Origin of the sequence: Actinacidiphila guanduensis (assembly GCF_900103985.1) — a bacterium.
Taxonomy (GTDB): domain Bacteria; phylum Actinomycetota; class Actinomycetes; order Streptomycetales; family Streptomycetaceae; genus Actinacidiphila; species Actinacidiphila guanduensis.
On sequence record NZ_FNIE01000006.1, the window covers coordinates 23,691 to 41,674 of the forward strand.

Annotated in this window: 15 protein-coding genes; 9 read left to right on the top strand and 6 right to left on the bottom strand. The window is 72.8% G+C overall.

The window, feature by feature from the left end; translation table 11 throughout:
• Nucleotides 1–16 precede the first annotated feature (16 nt).
• The 3 genes from BLR33_RS14325 (at nt 17) to BLR33_RS14335 (ending at nt 5,954) form a co-directional block, all read left to right on the top strand.
• Nucleotides 17–1,705, top strand: a complete 1,689-nt coding sequence (locus BLR33_RS14325) for an LCP family protein (protein WP_093784839.1) — start codon at nt 17–19, stop codon at nt 1,703–1,705.
• 331 nt (nt 1,706–2,036) lie between these two features.
• Nucleotides 2,037–4,073: an LCP family protein gene (locus tag BLR33_RS14330; RefSeq protein WP_107408881.1), complete on the top strand. Its 2,037-nt coding sequence runs from the start codon at nt 2,037–2,039 to the stop codon at nt 4,071–4,073.
• 333 nt (nt 4,074–4,406) lie between these two features.
• Nucleotides 4,407–5,954, top strand: a complete 1,548-nt coding sequence (locus BLR33_RS14335) for an LCP family protein (RefSeq protein ID WP_456049197.1) — start codon at nt 4,407–4,409, stop codon at nt 5,952–5,954.
• Nucleotides 5,955–6,119: 165 nt separating this feature from the next.
• Here BLR33_RS14335 and BLR33_RS14340 read toward each other — a convergent pair whose 3' ends face one another.
• On the bottom strand, nt 6,120–6,587 hold the full coding sequence (locus BLR33_RS14340; protein WP_093785176.1) for an acyl-CoA thioesterase: 468 nt from the start codon (nt 6,585–6,587) through the stop codon (nt 6,120–6,122).
• Nucleotides 6,588–6,854: 267 nt separating this feature from the next.
• On the opposite strand from BLR33_RS14340, the gene BLR33_RS14345 reads away from it, so the two are divergent.
• Nucleotides 6,855–8,060 (top strand): LCP family protein, encoded by a 1,206-nt coding sequence (locus BLR33_RS14345; protein ID WP_093784840.1) that lies wholly within the window; start codon nt 6,855–6,857, stop codon nt 8,058–8,060.
• Between the two features lie 100 nt (nt 8,061–8,160).
• On the opposite strand, the gene BLR33_RS14350 is transcribed toward BLR33_RS14345, so the two are convergent.
• From BLR33_RS14350 to BLR33_RS14365, 4 genes are all read right to left on the bottom strand, one after another.
• Nucleotides 8,161–8,583 carry a hypothetical protein gene (locus tag BLR33_RS14350; protein ID WP_093784841.1) on the bottom strand — a complete coding sequence of 141 codons (423 nt, stop codon included), beginning with the start codon at nt 8,581–8,583 and terminating at the stop codon, nt 8,161–8,163.
• A 143-nt stretch (nt 8,584–8,726) separates the two neighbouring features.
• Entirely contained in the window at nt 8,727–9,401 is a 675-nt protein-coding gene (locus BLR33_RS14355) for an LAETG motif-containing sortase-dependent surface protein (RefSeq protein ID WP_093784842.1), read from the bottom strand.
• 279 nt (nt 9,402–9,680) lie between these two features.
• The gene (locus tag BLR33_RS14360) at nt 9,681–10,844 is read right to left on the bottom strand and encodes an acyl-CoA dehydrogenase family protein (RefSeq protein ID WP_093784843.1); all 1,164 of its coding nucleotides are present in this window, start codon (nt 10,842–10,844) and stop codon (nt 9,681–9,683) included.
• A 133-nt stretch (nt 10,845–10,977) separates the two neighbouring features.
• Complete coding sequence (locus BLR33_RS14365; protein ID WP_245771406.1) at nt 10,978–12,255, bottom strand: LCP family protein; 1,278 nt, start codon at nt 12,253–12,255, stop codon at nt 10,978–10,980.
• 107 nt (nt 12,256–12,362) lie between these two features.
• Between BLR33_RS14365 and BLR33_RS14370 the strand changes: the two genes are divergently transcribed.
• Nucleotides 12,363–13,703 (top strand): UDP-glucose dehydrogenase family protein, encoded by a 1,341-nt coding sequence (locus BLR33_RS14370; RefSeq protein WP_093784845.1) that lies wholly within the window; start codon nt 12,363–12,365, stop codon nt 13,701–13,703.
• 88 nt (nt 13,704–13,791) lie between these two features.
• Here BLR33_RS14370 and BLR33_RS14375 read toward each other — a convergent pair whose 3' ends face one another.
• On the bottom strand, nt 13,792–14,343 hold the full coding sequence (locus tag BLR33_RS14375; protein ID WP_245771407.1) for a CGNR zinc finger domain-containing protein: 552 nt from the start codon (nt 14,341–14,343) through the stop codon (nt 13,792–13,794).
• A gap of 153 nt (nt 14,344–14,496) precedes the next feature.
• Here BLR33_RS14375 and BLR33_RS14380 point away from each other — a divergent pair, with 153 nt between their 5' ends.
• From BLR33_RS14380 to BLR33_RS14395, 4 genes are all read left to right on the top strand, one after another.
• A complete protein-coding gene (locus BLR33_RS14380; RefSeq protein ID WP_093784846.1) occupies nt 14,497–14,865 on the top strand; it encodes a VOC family protein in 369 nt (122 codons plus the stop codon).
• Nucleotides 14,866–15,013: 148 nt separating this feature from the next.
• Entirely contained in the window at nt 15,014–15,973 is a 960-nt protein-coding gene (locus tag BLR33_RS14385; protein ID WP_093784847.1) for a lysylphosphatidylglycerol synthase domain-containing protein, read from the top strand.
• A 42-nt stretch (nt 15,974–16,015) separates the two neighbouring features.
• The gene (locus tag BLR33_RS14390) at nt 16,016–16,690 is read left to right on the top strand and encodes a response regulator transcription factor (RefSeq protein WP_093784848.1); all 675 of its coding nucleotides are present in this window, start codon (nt 16,016–16,018) and stop codon (nt 16,688–16,690) included.
• A 12-nt stretch (nt 16,691–16,702) separates the two neighbouring features.
• A complete protein-coding gene (locus BLR33_RS14395) occupies nt 16,703–17,971 on the top strand; it encodes an ATP-binding protein (RefSeq protein ID WP_093784849.1) in 1,269 nt (422 codons plus the stop codon).
• Nucleotides 17,972–17,984: the final 13 nt, after the last annotated feature.

The window sequence follows — 17,984 nt, forward strand, 5'->3', positions numbered from 1 at the left end:
GAGGTCCCGAGCGACCGTGGACACGCAAGGGTCCGGGTACGTCGACCCGGCGGACCAGTGGGTGCTCGATCCGGTCACGGGCACCTACCAGCTGCGGCTGGAACCCGCGCAGCCGCCCGCCGCCGACGTCCCGCCGCAGCAGCCGGCCCCCGGGCACACGGCGCCGGGCGCCGCCGCCCCTGCGCCCGAACCGGCCGCGCCACAGCGGCGCGAGGCCCCCGCCGCGCCTCCTCCCGGCGGCCGCAGCGCCGCCCGGCGGGCCGCGCGCTCCGGCCACGGGCGGCGGGCCGCAGGCGGGACCTCCAGCCGTCGCAAGCCGAAGCAGAAGCGGCCGCGCACCCTGCTGTGGACGGCCGGCGCCGTCGGGCTCGCCATCGTCGCCGGCGGTATGGGCGGCTACCTCGCCTTCCGGCACACCAGCACCGTCATCCACACCGTGGACGTCGGCGACGCCGGCAGCACCGCGGTGACGGGACCGGGGGCGGCGAACCTGCTCGTCCTGGGCACCGACAGCACGGCGGGGCTGGGCCGCGAAATGGGCAGCGCGGCCAGGACCGGCTCGGCCGACGCCGCGGTCCTGCTGCACCTGTCGGCCGACCGCAGCAACGCCACCGCGATCAGCATCCCGCCGAACCTGGTGACGGACGTGCCCGACTGCCCGGTGGGCAACAACGTGGTCAAGGGCGCCAGCGGGCAGCCGTTCTCGGCGGTCCTGGCCGGACGCGACCCGGGCTGCGCGATGCGGCTGGTGCAGCAGATGACGGGGCTGCCGGTGGACCACTTCCTGATGGTCGACTACGCGGCCGTCAAGTCGCTGTCGACGGCCGTCGGCGGCGTCGAACTGTGCCTGAAGCAGCCGTTGAGCGACCCCCGGGTGCACCTGGACCTGAAGGCCGGTCGGCAGCGCGTCCAGGGGGACCAGGCGCTCGCCCTGGTGCGCACCCTCAAGGCGCCGCCCGGGCACGACGACCTGGCGCGCGTCGCGGTGCAGGAGCGCTTCCTGTCCGGACTGCTGCGCTCGGCGACCTCCGGCGGCCTGTTCGGCGACCCCAAGAAGCTGATGGGCCTGGCCACCACCGCGGCGGGCGCCCTCACCGTGGACTCCCCCATCGGCAGCGTGCAGGCGCTGGACACCCTGGCGGGACAGATCGGGAAGGTCCCCGCCAAGCACTTCACCTTCGCCGAACTGCCGGTGAAGAACGGCCCGCGGACCGGCACCGTGGTGCTCGACCGGACGACGGCCGCCGACCTGTTCGCCATGGTGAAGGCCGATGTGTCGCTCTCCCAGGGCAAGAAAGCCCCTGACCCCAAGCTCGTCGGGCCGAAGACCACCCCGCACGACACCAGGGTGACCGTCTACAACGGCACCGGCACCTTCGGCGCCTCCCAGGACGTCCTGGCCTGGCTGCAGAACGACGAGGGCGTCAACCGCTCGGCCAACGGCGGCGACGCACCGCAGAAGGCGCCGAGGACGATCCTGAAGTACGCGCCCAATCAGGCCGATCAGGCGCGCTCACTGGCCGCGATGATGCACTTGCCCGCCTCGGCGCTTGTGGAGGGCACCAAGGACGCGCCCAAGCTGGCGTACATGTCGCTCACCCTGGGCGCGGACTACACCAGTCCGGGGGCGCCGATCGGCCCACCGACCGCGCCGCCCAAGGGGCTTCGGACCCTGACCGCTGACAGCACCGCGTGCGTGGGATAGCTCACGCTCCGGGCGGCGGACCCCGAGGTCAAAGTGCGGCCGGGGAGTCGCCGAAACAGATGTGAAACCATCGGCGGACGCCGGCACCGTTACCCTGACCCTCGGCCACGGCCGCACCGGCCGCCACGAGAGCGACTCCGCCGGGGGGCGGGTCCGGGAACCGCCGGGGTCCGCCGGAGTCGTCCGGCACGGGGGGCCACCGCAAGTCACAGCCGCCCGCTGCAACTTTGGGCGGCGCCCGACCGTCTGTGTTGAGGACGGCCCGGAGAACAGCAGACCGACGAAGACCGCAGGGCGGCCGGAAGCCGCCGGTGACGATGGAGGAGTCCGCATGCGCGACGGCAGGGTGGGAGGGCCCGGATACGACGGCGCTTCCAACCCGGGCGGCCATGGCTGGGACCAGGGCTCCTACGGCGGTTACCGGGACGAGGCGCAGGCCCAGGGCGGCGGGCCCGGCTACGGCCCCCAGGGCGGCTACTACGGGCAGGGCGGCGAGCAGTACGGGCAGCCGGTCGGCCAGCCCGGCTACGGCCCGCAGGGCGGGCGGCCCTATCCGCCCCAGAGCAACCCGGCGGGCCCCGGCTACGGCGTCCGCCAGGGCCCCGGCACCACCTACGAGGACGGCTACCAGGCCCCCCAGGGCCCCGGCCGCACCGGCACCGCCCCGTACGAGGAGGCCCCGTACGAGGCCGGCGGCCTGGGCGGCGAGGAGAGCGCGGGGCCGGACACCGACCGCGAGGACGAGCCGGACATACCCCGGCCGCGCTCGGCGGGCCACCGCTCCGGGCGCGGTTCCGACGGCGGCGGCCCCGAGGACCCCGACGGCCCGGACGCCCCCGGCCACCGGCGCGGCGGGCGGCGCCGGCCCAAGAGCCGCAAGCGCAAGGCGCTCAAATGGGTGGCCATCGCGGCCGCCGTCGCGGTGCTGGGCACCGCGGGCGCCGCCTACGGCTACTACGAGTACCTGGCGAGCAAGATCCGCAAGGGCGAGCGCAACAGCGGCGACACCAACGTCGCCAAGCCGAAGGCGAACTCCGACGGCGACACCCCGATGAACATCATGATCCTGGGGTCCGACACCAGGTCCGACCCCGAGGACGCCAAGCTGGGCGGCGCCGCCGACGCCACCGGCGCCCGGGCAGACGTGATCATGGTGGTCCACCTCTCGGCGGACCGCAGCAACATGTCGGTGGTGAGCATCCCGCGCGACACCCGGGTGGACATACCCGAGTGCACCGACCCCAAGACGCACAAGGTCTACCCGGCGACCAACGACATCATCAACGCCTCGCTCTCCCGCGGCGGCGCCGGCTGCACCCTGGCGACCGTGCAGAACCTCACCGGGGTCTACATCGACCACTGGCTGACCATCGACTTCGCCGGCGTGGTGAAGATGGCCGACGTGGTCGGCGGTGTGGACGTCTGCGTGAAGGAGAACGTCGACGACCACCCGACCGCGGCCCAGCCCGGCGGCTCGCACCTGCACCTGACCGCGGGCACCCACAACATCAAGGGCCAGCAGGCGCTGCAGTGGCTGCGCACCCGGCACGCCTTCGGCAGTGACGCGGGCCGCTCCAAGGCCCAGCACATGTACCTCAGCTCGCTGATCCGCAACCTGCGCAGCCAGAACCTCTTCACCAACCCGGGCCGGCTCAACCACATCGCCACCGCGGCGCTGTCGGCCTTCGAGGTCTCCTCCGAGATCGGCACCCCGAAGAAGCTCTACGACCTCGGCATGCAGCTCAAGACGATCCCGCCGAACCGGATCACGATGCTCACCATGCCGCGCATCGCCGACCCGCAGGACCCGAACGCGCACTACCTGCCGGCGCCCGACGCGGCCACGGTGTGGTCGCTGATGCGCAACGACGTCGCCATGGACGCCAACGGCAAGCCCAAGACGCCCGCCACGGGCAAGCCCAGCGCGTCCGCCGGGCCGACCGCCCAGGCGGCCGCCGACATCCCGGTCAGCGTGGTCAACGGCACGGCCGGCTCGGCCGACGGGTCGCCGGTGCCGGGGCGGGCGGGCGCCATCACCACGTTCCTGAAGACCGCGGGCTTCACCCAGTCCGAGGCGGACCAGCAGTCCGCGCCGCGCTCGTCCACGGTGCTGAACTACCCGAGCAGCGGCGGCGCGCAGGCCAAGTCGGACGCGCTGTCCGTCGCCAAGGCGCTGAAGATCCCGAACGGGGACGTCAAGGCGTCGGACGTGCAGCAGATCACCGTGACGATCGGCGCCGACTGGAAGGACGGCACCGACTACGGCGCCACCCTGCCGAAGGCGGGCGGCGTGCCGAGTGACGCGGACGTGGTCAACGGCGCCGACACCAAGGGCTGCATGGACATCCTGCCGACGTACCAGTTCTGATCCCCGGCGCCGGGCGGGCCGCCACCGCGGGCGGGAACGGGACGGTAACGCCGGAAGGGGCCCGCCGGAAGCTTCCGGCGGGCCCCTTCCGTCAGGGGTTCCACACGGTCCTGGCGCTGCCTGTACGGCGGCCTCGCACCCTTGGGTGCCGGCTTATGCGCCGGACAGCTGCGTGGCCCGCGCGGTCGCCGCCGGGCGGCGGCCGGCGACCACCCGGCGGGCCGGCGGACGCGGCCATCGCGGCTCGCGTTACCGCTATTGGGGGACACCAGCGCGTGGGGTCAAGGACGACAGTCCTATTTGTACCTAGCCTGAACGGGTCTGTACGCCATTGTGCTGTTTCGGAGGTCGCCCGTGCCGCCCACCCGTAGCCGCCAGCCGCAGCCGGGCGACCGCCCTCTGGCCGGACGGCGACCGCGCCCGAGGCCGCCGGTCCGGCGCAGCACGCGGATCGCCGGGGCGGTGGCGGTGGTGGTGATCACCGCCAGCGGCGTCGGCCACGCGGTGGTGACCGGGCTCAACGGGGCGATCGGCCGGGTGGACGCCTTCGGCGGGATGCAGAACCGGCCGGGCGACAGCAAGGGCACCAACTTCCTGCTGGTCGGCACCGACGGGCGGGACGGCCTGGACCCGGCGGAGAAGAAGCAGTACCACCTGGGCGGCGCCCCCTGCCACTGCACCGACACGATCATGCTGGTGCACCTCTCGCAGGACCGGGAGCGGGCCAGCGTGGTGAGCATCCCGCGCGACACCTACGTCCAGCTGCCCACCATGGGCAACGCGCGCCCGGCGCCCGGCGCCTCGCCCGCGCACCGGTCCGCCGGCGGCACCAGGATGCCGGCCACCCACCCGGCGAAGATCAACGAGGCGTACGCCGACGGCGGCCCCAAGCTGACGGTGGCCACCGTGGAGAAGCTGACCGACGTGCACATCGACCACTATCTGGAGGTCGACTTCACCAGCTTCATGAAGACCGTGGACGTCCTGGGCGGCGTGCCGGTGTGCACCAGGCGCCCGCTGAAGGACTCCTACACCGGCTTGGACCTGCCGGTGGGCACCACCGTGCTCAATGGCGGCCAGGCGCTGCAGTACGTGCGCTCCCGGCACATCGACGCCGACTCCGACCTGGGCCGCATGCAGCGCCAGCAGCGCTTCGTCGCCCAGGTGATCCACAAGATCACCAGCACCGGCACGCTCACCGACCCGCTGCGGCTGGAGCAGGTGGCGAGCACGGTGCTCGGGTCGGTGCGGGCCGACAAGGGGCTGGACCCGGCCGACCTGATCGCGCTGGCCCGCAGCATGAAGGGGTTCAGCTCCGCGTCCTCGGAGTTCGCCACGGTGCCGCTGAGCGACCTGTCGTACAACGTGCCCGGGGTCGGCTCCACTGTGAAGTGGGACGTCCCCAAGGCGAACGTACTGTGGGCCGACATCAGGGCCGACCGGCCGCTGGACGCGAAGAAGCCCGCCAAGGCGGGCAGGTCCGCCGGGTCCGAGCGCAAGGCCGTCCCGGTGGACGTCGCGCCCTCGCAGATCAGCGTCGAGGTGGAGAACGCCTCCGGGGTGAACGGCCTCGGCGCCTCGGTGCAGAAGTCCCTGCACGGCACGGGCTTCGCCACCCCCGGCCTGCCGACGACCGCCGAGCGGCACACCGCCCGCACCACGATCGCCTACGACCCGCGCTGGGACCGCTCGGCGCGCTCCCTGGCCGCCGCCCTCCCCGGCGCGCGGCTGGTGCCGGCCGAGGGGCAGGGTCCGGTGATGAAGGTCACTCTGGGCGAGGACGACAAGGCGCCGAAGGTCCTCCGTGTCGCCCTGCGCGGCGCCCAGAAGCCGGCGGTCACCGCGAATCCGGCGCAGCCCGCCGACGACGCCGCCTGCTGACCGCGCACCTGGCAGCTCGGGCCCGGCGTCCATCGATGCCAGGCCCGCCGCCGCGGCAGCCGCTCGCCGCCATGGGTACCGCACCCCGCCGCCATGGGCGCCGTCCGCCGCCATGGATGCGCCATGGATGCCAGGCCGCGGCGCAATGGAGGTCAGGTCGGCGGCTCAGGCGTCCAGGCCCTCGGCGGCGCGCTCGCGGCGCAGTTCGAGGATGGCGCGGCGGCGGGCCAGCCGGTGGGTGCGGCGGATCTGGGCCTCCTGCCAGCGGCGGCGGTCGCGGTCGGTCTCGGGGAGCACCGGCGGCACCGGGCGCGGCTTGCCCTCGGCGTCCACGGCGACGAAGACCAGGTAGGCGCTGGCGACCTGCTCGCCGGGGCCCGACTCGTTCCACCGCTCGGCGACCACCCGGACGCCGATCTCCATGGAGGTCTTGCCCGTCCAGTTGACCTGAGCCCGCACATGCAGGAGGTCGCCGACGCGGACCGGTTCGAGGAAGGCCATCTCGTCCATGGCGCCGGTCACGGCCGGCCCCTCGGAGTGACGGCCGGCGACGGCGCCCGCGGCGTCGTCGACGAGCTTCATCACCACACCGCCGTGGACGGTGCCCAGCAGGTTGGTGTCGTGGGCGGACATGATGTGGGACAGGGTGATGCGGGAGGCGGACGTCGGCTTGCCCGGGATCACCGGTACGGCCGGGGTGGGCAGCGCCTCGGGGCCCGCGGGGTCGGCGGCGGAGGGCCGGTCGCCGCCGGGGGTGCCCGGCGCCGGGGATGAGTCGATCACGGCATCCACCTTATGTCCGTGACGGAACCGCTGCGTACGGCGGGCGAATGCATCGGATCTGCTACAGAACCGCCTGCTGTTGCAGGTCGCGCGACCGGGCCGGGCACACTGGCGGGCATGAACGGTTGGAGCGATGACACCGAGCGGCGCCGGCTCTCCGAGCCCCCGCTGCCCCCAGAACTGTCGCCGCGCCGGGCCGCCGCTGCCGCCGGAGGTGTCCCGCCGCAGCAGACCCGCCGTGCCCAGCCCGGCGGTCAGCCGGGCGGTCCCGGGGGCCCCTACGGCCCGCCGACCCCGGGCGGTCAGGGCGCGCAGGCCGCCGGCCCGCGCCGCCCGCGCTGGAGCACCCGCAAGAAGATCGGCTACACCGCGCTCGGCCTGGTCGTGGTGCTGCTCGTCGTGTCGGTCTCCACCTACTTCTGGGCCGACTCCAAGGTGCGCCGCGAGGTGGACCTCGGCAAGATCACCGACGCCCCGCCGAAGGGCAAGGGCACCAACTACCTGATCGTCGGCTCCGACAGCCGCGAGGGGCTGACCCCCCAGGAGGAGAAGGAGCTGCACACCGGCGCCGACTCCGGGCAGCGCACGGACTCGATGATGATCCTGCACACCGGCAGCAACGGCACCACGATGATGAGCCTGCCGCGCGACTCCTTCGTCACGATCCCCTCGTTCGTCGGCCAGCAGTCCGGCAAGAAGTACGCGGCCTCCACCCACAAGCTCAACAAGGCGTACGCGGACGGCGGCCCCGAGCTGCTGACCCGGACCATCGAGTACAACACCGGCATCCACATCGACCACTACGCGGAGATCGGCTTCTCCGGCTTCGTGAACCTGGTCGACGCCCTGGGCGGGGTCCACATGTGCCTGGACAAGCCGCTGCACGACAAGGCGTCGGGCGCCGACTTCAACGCCGGGTGCCAGAAGCTCAACGGCAAGCAGTCGCTGGCCTTCGTCCGGCAGCGGCACCAGGAGGCCGACCAGGACCTCGGCCGGATGCGCAACCAGCAGAAGTTCCTGTCCACCCTGGCCCACCAGGCGGCCTCGCCGTCCACCGTGCTGAACCCGTTCAAGCTCTACCCGGTCATCGGCTCGGGCCTGGACACCCTGATAGTCGACAAGAACATGAGCCTGCTCGACCTCACGCACATGTTCTGGGCGATGAAGGGCGTCACGGGCGGCAACGGCAAGCAGCTGACGGTGCCGATCGCGAACGCCAACTACGAGACCGCCACCGACGGCGACGCGGTCAAGTGGGACATGCCGAAGGCGAACGAGCTGTTCAGCGAGCTGAAGCAGGACCAGAAGGTGACCGTCAGCTAGCGGCCCGGCCGCCCGGGCCCGGCGTATCGCTCCGCCGGAGCAGGCGACGGCCCCGTCCTCCCGGCGGGAGGACGGGGCCGTCTGCGCTGCGGGCCGCGGGTCAGGCGGCGATGGGGGCACCGGTGACGGCGGGGACCCACTGGTCGAGCTCGGCGCGCCAGTAGCGGCCGACGTTCAGGCGGGTCGGCTTGGCCTCGCCGGGCAGCTGGAACTTCAGCGAGCTCCAGATGGCGGCGCGCCGCACGTCGCTCACCAGGTGGGCCGCCTCGGCCCGCGGTATCGCCGCGACGAGCTCCTTGGGGCGCGCGCTCATCCGGCCGGCCTTGTGGAAGACGACGGCCTGGTCGGTGACGGTCACGAAGTAGTACTTCACGAAAGCCTGCGCGATGACGCCGAGGCTGTTGATCAGCCACGGGCTCGGGCCGGTGACCGTGTGGAAGGTGACGATGACGCGGTCGGCCGGATTGATCTGTGCGATGGCCTGGGCCACCTGCTCCTGCATGGTGGACTTGCGAATGGCCATGGACGTGCCCCCATAGGTTGTGCGCAACTACGCAACGACGCCGCCACCGTGGTTCGGTGGCGGCGTCGCAGCGTATCGCCCTGAAACTGTCCGGGACATGCCGGACGAGGCGATTGGGACCCGTCCGTGACGACCGTGACGAATCAGTGACGTGCGGCGGGGGTGCGGCGGCGCAGGAAGAACACCGTGCCGCCACCGGCGACGACCAGCGCGGCCGCGACACCGGCGATGACCGGGGTGGCGCTGCTGCCACCGGTCTCGGCCAGGTTGCCGCTCGGCGACGGGGCCGGGGAGTTGGTGTCGGCCACGGCGGCGGCGCTGCTCTCGGCCGGGCTCGGGGCCGAGGTGCTGGGCGGAGCGGAGGTCGGCGTGGCCGGTGCGCTGGAGGAGTCCGACGGCGTGGGCGTCGGGCTGTCCTTGGTGGGAGCAGCGCAGGCCGTGTTCGGGAGGGTCACTCCGCCGTTGATCGGGCTGTCGGTGAAGTGGCCCGGCACGGTGACGAGCACCTGGAGGTGCTCACCCGCGGACCACGGCACGGTGATGGTGAGATCGCTCGAGCGGTCGTCGATCTCCTTCTGGTTGATCTGCTTGCCGCTGTCGTCCTTGACGGTCAGGGTCACAGGCCGGGTGCCGTCCGTGTCGTGGACGGTGATGAGGCCCTGCGAGTTCGCCTGGTCGCACTGGGCCTGGCCACTGATGCTGAAGTCGCCGATCTGGCAAGCCGACGCGGTGCCTGCGACGCCAAGGGCCAGAGCGGCCGCGGCGGAGGCAACGCCTACGTAACGCACCGTACGGGAGGTGCGGCGGGATATGGACACGTTTGCCCTTCACAGTTTCGGAGCAGAAGCGTGGAAGGCCACTCAGCGGGCGACGCTTGGACCCCCCGTCCCCGCCGATGGCATGCACAGCTCTACAAGCGGCCGCAACCACTTGTCAATTGATCGCATACCGACCGCTAAGCCGCTCCATCGGGCCAAACTTCGCCCACCCGCCCACCAAGGCTCCAGTCTTTATTACAGAGTTGAGACGAACTTTCGGTGATCGGGGCGCGTGGTGCCCCTGGGGCGCGGGAGGCCCCGGGGACACCTCTGCGGGCCTCAGCCCTTGAGCAGTTGACGGGCCATCACGACGCGCTGCACCTGGTTGGTGCCCTCGTAGATCTGCGTAATTTTCGCGTCGCGCATCATGCGCTCGACGGGGTAGTCGCGCGTGTAGCCGTAGCCGCCGAGGAGCTGGACGGCGTCGGTGGTGATCTCCATGGCGACGTCGGAGGCGTAGCACTTGGCGGCGGCGCCGAAGAAGGTCAGGTCGCGGTCGTTGCGCTCGGACCTGGCGGCGGCCGCGTAGGTGATCTGCCGGGCGGCCTCCAGCTTCATCGCCATGTCGGCGAGCATGAACTGGATGCCCTGGAAGTCGGCGATCGCCTTTCCGAACTGCCGGCGCTCCTGGACGTACCCCTTGGCGTAGTCCAGGGCGCCCTGGGCGATGCCGAGCGCCTGGGCGGCGATGGTGACGCGGGTGTGGTCCAGCGTCTTCATGGCGGTGGTGAAGCCGGTGCCCTCCTCGCCGATCATCCGGTCGGCGGGGACGCGGACGTTGTCGAAGTAGACCTCGCGGGTCGGGGAGCCCTTGATGCCGAGCTTCTTCTCCGGGGCACCGAAGGAGACGCCCTCGTCGGACTTCTCCACCACGAAGGCGGAGATGCCGCGCGAGCGCTTGTCGGGGTCGGTGACGGCCATCACCGTGTAGAACTCCGAGACGCCGGCGTTGGTGATCCAGCGCTTGACGCCGTTGAGCACATAGGAGTCGCCGTCGCGGACCGCGCGGGTCTTCATGCCGGCGGCGTCCGAGCCCGCCTCGGGCTCGGAGAGGGCGTAGGAGAACATGCCCTCCTTGCGCGCGAGGGCGCCCAGGTACTTCGCCTTGAGCTCCTCGGAGCCGGAGATCTGCACCGGCATGGAGCCGAGCTTGTTGACCGCGGGGATCAGCGACGAGGAGGCGCACACACGGGCCACCTCCTCGATCACGATGACGGTGGACAGCGCGTCGGCGCCCGAGCCGTCGTACGCCTCGGGTACGTGGATGGCGTGCAGGTCGTTGGCTTCCAGGGCGTCGCGCGCCTCCTGGGGGAAGCGGCCCTGCTCGTCCACCTCCGCGGCGAAGGGCGCGATCTTGGCCTCGGCGAGCGAGCGGACCGCGTCGCGGAGCATCTCGTGCTCCTCGGAGGTCCGGAAGAGGTCGAAGTCGGCGTTTCCGGCCATGGTGTCTCACTCCCGCAAGCTAATTACCGTTAAGTAACCACGTAACCCTACGATCGTAGGACGGGCGGTGCCACCAGGCCCACCGTCTGTGCAGCTTCCCCGCGCGTGAGCTTCACGACACCCTGGAGGCGCCTCAGGACACCCTGGTGCCCAACTCGTCGATCCCGTCGGTGGTCGCCATCCAGTGCGCCATGGTGTCGTTGCGCATCGCCTCCCACAGGCCCGAGGAGGCGTTCGCGTCGAGCAGGACGACGGACTGCTTGTCGATGGTGTCGAAGCCCGCGACCGGGGCGTTCATGAAGGCCATGTCCTTGGCGCGCACCCCGCGCATGCTCCACACCAGGCTGCGCAGGTCGCCGTCGGAGAGCCGGTCGTCCACACTGACCACGGAGGTCAGCTGGTCCAGCGTCCGCTTGAGCGTGAACGGGTTGGTGAAGGTGCCGGCCGAGAGCGTCTTGGCCAGCACCGCCCGCAGGAAGTTCTGCTGGCGGTGGGTGCGGTCCAGGTCGCCGCGGGGCAGGCCGTAGCGCTCGCGCACGTAGTCCAGGGCCTCGCTGCCGTCCATGTGGTGGGTGCCCTTGGTCCACACCCCGCCGGGGCCGTTGCGCCGGGAGACGGTCTTGTCCACGGTGATGTCCACCCCGCCGACGTCGTCGGTGAGCTTTTTGAAGCCGCTCCAGTCGATGACCATCAGGTGGTCCACCTTCACCCGCGTCAGGCGCTGGACGGTGTCGATGAGCAGTGGGGGGCCGCCCCAGGAGAAGGCGGCGTTGAGCTTGGCGCTGCCGTGCCCCGGGATCGGCACCCAGGAGTCGCGGGGCAGCGAGACGACGTAGGCGTGCTTGTGGTCGGCCGGTATGTGCACCAGCATCATCGTGTCGCTGCGCTGGGCGCCCGGCTTCCACTCCGGTGCCTCGGCGCCGCTGCCGGTGGTCGGCAGGTCGGAGCGGGCGTCCAGGCCGACGAGCAGGAAGGTCTGGCTGCCGCTCCTGGACGGCGGCGGCTGCGCCGCCCGGGGCACCCCGGTGGGGAAGACGTTCGGGATGCGCTGGACCCGTCCGGTGTAGTGCTCGTACGCCCAGTAGCCGGTGCCGACGACGAGCAGCACACCGGCGCACAGCAGGGCGAGGGCGCCGTAGAGGACCCGCCGGGTGCGGCGGCGGCGCCTGCGGCGGCGCTCCTCCTCGGGGCCGGCGGGAGCGTCAGAGGTGTCCGGCGCCGCGGAGTCACCGGGCTTCCCCAGGAGGCCGGCGCCCACCGCGCCGCCCGGAGCCTCGGCGCCGTCCGGACCGCCCGGGTCCTCGGTGGCGCCGGGCGCCCCGGGCGCGGGCCCGGCCGCGGCGCCCTCCGCCGGACCCGCCGCGCCGCGCTCCGTGATGCCTCTTCCGTCCGTGCCGCCCGCGTCGTCCACCAGCGCACCCCCACCCGGCCGAACCGTCCGACTCTGCACGCATTGTGGCCCTCAGGGCACGTCACCACGCTGGATTTGACCCAGCCCGTGCCCACTATGCTTCGCGCATGCCCCTGAAGCTCACCGTCATCGGCACCGGATACCTCGGCGCCACCCATGCCGCGGCCATGGCCGAACTCGGTTTCGACGTGCTCGGCCTGGACATCGACGAGCGCAAGGTGGAGATGCTGGCGCAGGGCAGAGTGCCGATGTTCGAGCCGGGCCTGGAGGACCTGCTCTCGCGGCACGTGGCCGGCATCGAGGGCTCCAGCGGGCGGTTGCGCTTCACGACCTCCTGGGAGGAGGTCGGCGAGTTCGGCGACATCCACTTCGTCTGCGTGAACACCCCGCAGAAGCACGGCGAGTACGCCTGCGACATGAGCTACGTGGACAGCGCGTTCTCGCTGCTCGCCCCGCACCTGCGCCGGCCCGCTCTGGTGGTGGGCAAGTCCACCGTGCCGGTGGGCAGCGCGGCCCGGCTGGCGGGGCTGCTGCGCTCCCTCGCGCCGGCCGGCGAGCAGGTCGAGCTGGCGTGGAACCCGGAGTTCCTCCGCGAGGGCTTCGCGGTCGAGGACACCCTGCACCCGGACCGGATCGTGGTCGGTGTGGAGGGCGAGCGCGGCGAGGCGCTGCTGCGCGAGGTGTACGCCACCCCGCTCGGCGAGGGCACGCCCTTCGTGGTGGCCGACTACCCGACCGCCGAGCTGGTCAAGACCGCCGCGAACGCCTTCCTCGCGACGAAGATCTCCTTCGTCAACGCGATGGCCGAGGTGTGCGAGGCGGCCGGCGGCGACGTCGCCACCCTGGCCCGCGCCATCGGCTACGACGACCGGATCGGCCCGAAGTTCCTGCGGGCCGGCATCGGCTTCGGCGGCGGCTGCCTGCCCAAGGACATCCGCGCCTTCATGGCGCGGGCGGGCGAGCTGGGCGCCGACCAGGCGCTGACCTTCCTGCGCGAGGTCGACTCGATCAACATGCGCCGCCGCACCCACATGGTGGAGCTGGCCAGGGAGGCACTGGGCGGCGCCTTCCTGGGGCACCGGATCGCGGTGCTCGGCGCGGCCTTCAAGCCCGACTCCGACGACGTCCGCGACTCCCCCGCGCTCAATGTGGCCGGGCAGATCCAGCTCCAGGGCGGCCAGGTCACCGTCTACGACCCCAAGGGCATGGCCAACGCCCGGCGGCTCTTCCCCACCCTGGGGTACGCGCCCACCGCGCTGGACGCCGTACGGGGGGCCGACGTGGTGCTGCACCTGACCGAGTGGCGGGAGTTCCGCGAGCTGGACCCGGCCCAGCTGGGCGAGGTGGCCGGGCGGCGGCACATCCTCGACGGGCGCAACGCGCTGGACGCCGCCCTGTGGCGCAAGGCCGGGTGGACCTACCGGGCCATGGGCCGCCCCAACGCCTGAGATCCGCCCCCTTGACCTGCGCTTGATGACCCGGGCTTGCTGATTCGCACCCTCGGGCCGGCATCCGGGTGCGGCGGACCCCAGGGCCTCACTTCCTGCTGCGGTAGGCGCGCATCTTGGCGCGGCTGCCGCACAGCGACATCGTGCACCAGCGGCTGCGCCCGGCGGGGCTGCGGTCGTAGTACGCCCACCGGCAGGTGTCGGACGCGCACGCCTTGAGCCGCTGCCAGGTGCCGTCCGCGGAGGCCGCCGCAATGGCGGCGGCGACGTGCGCCGCAAGGGCGCCGGCGCCTGTCAGCCCGGGGGCGGGCACCACCGTGGCGGCGCCCCTGGCGTCCAGGGACAGCAGCAGGGGCGCGCCCGCAAGCAGGCGGTCCAGGAGCGCCAGGCGGTCGGGCGGCACGTCGGTGCCGGCGTGGGCCGAGCACACATCCCGCAGCGCCTCGCGCAGCAGCAGCGCCTCGGCGAAGTCCTGCTCGCCGCAGGCGCCGGGGTCGATTCCCTGACCGCGCATCCAGGCGGTGAGCGCCGCGGGGGTGTCCAGCTCCTCCGTACCGCCTTCCAGGTCAACGGTGTTGACCAGGTCCTGCACCAGCTGCAGTCGCTCGGGTGCGGCGTGACGGTCTCCGGGCTGCTCCACGTCCGCCACGTTACTGCTCCCCTCTTGCGTCGTTACCTCTGTACCCCCATGATGAGGTAACGGTTACCGGTTGAGGCCGGTTGGGGGTAACCACACTCCCGCCCGGCCGCCGCGCCCGTCCGCACACCCGCAGACCTGCGAAAGGAAACCGCCATGATCGGCACCCTCGGCGCCGTCGTCCTCGACTGTCCCGACCCCGCGGCCCTGGCCGCCTTCTACGCCGAACTCGTCGGCGGCACCGTCGAGGCGGAGGACGAGACCTGGGTGGAGCTGAACCGGGAGGGCGGCCAGCGGTTGTCCTTCCAGCGCGCTCCCGGCCTGCGGGTGCCCGCCTGGCCGGACCCCGAGCGGCCGCAGCAGTTCCACCTCGACATCGTGGTACCGCGGGCGGAGATGGACGCCGCGGAGAAGCGGGTCCTCGCCCTGGGCGCCACCCTCCTTGAGGGCGACCTGGACGGCACGCGCAACTGGCGGGTGTACGCGGACCCGGTCGGCCACCCCTTCTGCCTCTGCGCCCACTGACCCCCGCCCCCGCGGCGGCGCCCGATGCCAGGACGTGTCCCATCCGTGGCCCCCGCGTATCCCGTACGTCTCCCGGCCGGTGGATGCTGCCCCGGTGCGCGGCCGCCCGGCCGCGCACCAAAGGGAGCGAGCACGGGAAGCGGGGGCCATGGCGGACATCCCGGTGCGGCAGCCGCGGCGGATGCCCTGGCGCACGCTGGCCGGCCTGCTGCCCGCCGTCCTGGTCGCGGTCTGGGTCGTCCTGCACCGCTCGCTGATGTCCTCCGGGCTGCACGACCTGGTGACGGCCGAACCGGGCTGGCTGCTGGCCGCCCTGGCCGCCACCGGGCTGGGCTGGGTGGCCAACGCGGTCGCCCGGCAGGGCACCGTGCTCGAACCCCTGCCGCCCGCACGGCTGCTGGCCACGCAGTTCGCCGCCACCGCCGCCGGCCAGCTCGCCCCCGCCGGCCTGGGCGCAAGCGCGGTCAACCTGCGCTTCCTGCGGGTCAACGGCCTGCCGCTGGCCCGCTCCACCGCCGCCCTGGCGCTCTACTCGCTGGCCGAGTCCGGCTGCCGGGTCGGCCTGCTGCTGGTGCTGCTGGCCGCCTACCCGCACGCCCTGCACACCGGCGGCCTGCTGCCCGGCGGCACCGGGCTGCTGCTGATGGGCCTGCTCGCCCTGGCGGTGGTGCTCGCCGCCGTCCTGGCGCTCGCCTTCCTGCACCGGCTGCGCCGCGCCCTGGCCGACTTCCTGCTCGCCGCCCTCTACGACGCCCGCCTGCTGCACGCGCGCCCGGCCCGCGCCGCCGCCCTGTGGGGCGGCTCGCTCGCCTTCCCGCTGCTGCAGGCCGCCTCCATGGCGGCGGTCGCCCTCGCCCTGCGGATGCCCGTCCCCGCCGTGCACGTGGCGCTGGCGTACCTGGCGGCGAGCTGCCTGGCCGTCCTGGTGCCCACCCCCGGCGGCCTGGGCTCGGTGGACGCCGCCCTGACCGTCGCCCTGGTGGCGGCCGGCTCCCCCACCGCGACCGCCGCCTCCGCGGTCCTCGGCTTCCGCCTCGTCACCGTCTGGCTGCCCCTCCTGCCGGCCGCCCTCACGCTCATTGCGCTCATCCGCGCACGCGTCATCTGACCTCCGGGTCAGCTCATGGCCGCGCGGACTACCATCAACCGCATGACCCGCGTACTTCTCGCAGAGGACGACGCATCCATCTCCGAGCCGCTCGCCCGCGCACTGCGCCGCGAGGGCTACGAGGTCGAGGTGCGCGAGGACGGCCCCACCGCTCTGGAGACGGCGCTGCTCGGCGCTGTCGACCTGGTGGTGCTGGACCTCGGCCTGCCGGGCATGGACGGGCTGGACGTCTGCCGCCGCATCCGCACCGAGGGGCACACCTTCCCGGTGCTGGTGCTCACCGCGCGGGCCGACGAGGTGGACACCGTGGTCGGCCTGGACGCCGGCGCCGACGACTACGTCACCAAGCCCTTCCGGCTGGCCGAGCTGCTCGCACGGGTCCGGGCCCTGCTGCGCCGCGGCACCACCGAGCCGGCCCAGCCCTCCACCCACGGCGTGCGGATCGACGTCGAGTCGCACCGCGCCTGGATGGGCGACGACGAACTGCAGCTCACCGCCAAGGAGTTCGACCTGCTGCGGGTGCTGGTGCGCGACGCGGGGCGGGTCGTCACCCGCGAGCAGCTGATGCGCGAGGTGTGGGACACCACCTGGTGGTCGTCCACCAAGACCCTGGACATGCACATCTCCTGGCTGCGCAAGAAGCTCGGCGACGACGCCGCCAACCCGCGCTACATCGCCACCGTGCGCGGGGTCGGCTTCCGCTTCGAGAAGAACTGACCCGCCCGCTCCATGCGCCGCCGCCTGATCACCTCCACGCTGGCCGTGGTGCTGGTCGTGATCGCCGTCTTCGGCATCTCGCTGGTGATCGTGGAGGCGCGCACCATCCAGTCCAGCGCGCACGACAGCGTGCAGTCCGAGGCCGTGCGCATGGTGGGCCTGGTGGAGAACCGGCTGCTGGCCGGCGAGTCGGTCGACGCCAAGGGCCTCGACCGGCAGATCTCCGCCGACCGGTACGCCGTCGTCAGCGTCCCCGGCCACCCGCAGGTGCGCCTGGGCGAGCGCCCCTCGGGCGCCGTCATCAGCTCCACCGAGCACGGCGACCACGGCGAGTCGGTCACCGTGCAGGAGCCGCGCTCGACCGTCAGCCAGGAGATCGGCCGCACCCTGCTGGTGATCCTGGCGGTCGCGCTGCTCGCGGTGCTGGCCGCTGTCGCCCTCGCGGTCCGGCAGGCGCGCCGGCTGGCCAGTCCGCTCACCGACCTCGCCGAGACCGCCGAGCGGCTCGGCTCGGGCGACCCGCGGCCGCGGCACCGCCGCTACGGCGTGCCCGAACTCGACCGCATCGCCGACGTCCTGGACGCCAGCGCCGAGCGGATCGGGCGGATGCTCACCGCCGAGCGGCGGCTGGCCGCCGACGCCTCGCACCAGCTGCGCACCCCGCTGACGGCGCTGTCGATGCGACTGGAGGAGATCGTCGCCACCGCCGACGACCACGAGGCGGTCAAGGAGGAGGCGGCCATCGCGCTCGGCCAGGTCGAGCGGCTCACCGACGTGGTGCAGCGGCTGCTGACCAACTCCCGTGACCCGCGCACCGGCTCGGCGGTGGACTTCGACTTGGACGAGGTGATCCGCCAGCAGGTCGAGGAGTGGCGGCAGGCCTTCCAGGGCGAGGGGCGCGCGGTGGAGCTGTCGGGCACCAGGGGGCTGCGGGCGGTCGGCACCCCTGGGGCCGTGGCCCAGGTGCTGGCCACGCTCATCGAGAACTCGCTGATGCACGGCGCCGGCACCCTCGCCCTGCACACCAGGGTGACCGGCAACCAGGCGGTGGTCGAGGTCTCCGACGGCGGCCCCGGGGTGCCGCCGGACCTGGGCGCCAGGGTGTTCGAGCGGACGGTCAGCGGGCGCAACTCCACCGGGCTCGGGCTCGCCGTCGCCCGCGACCTGGCCGAGGCGGACGGCGGGCGGCTCGAACTGCTCCAGCAGCGGCCGCCGGTCTTCGCGCTCTTCCTCGCCCAGGAGATGCCGCCGCAGCCGCCGCGCGAGGAGGTCATCGGCTGACCTCCCCCGTCAG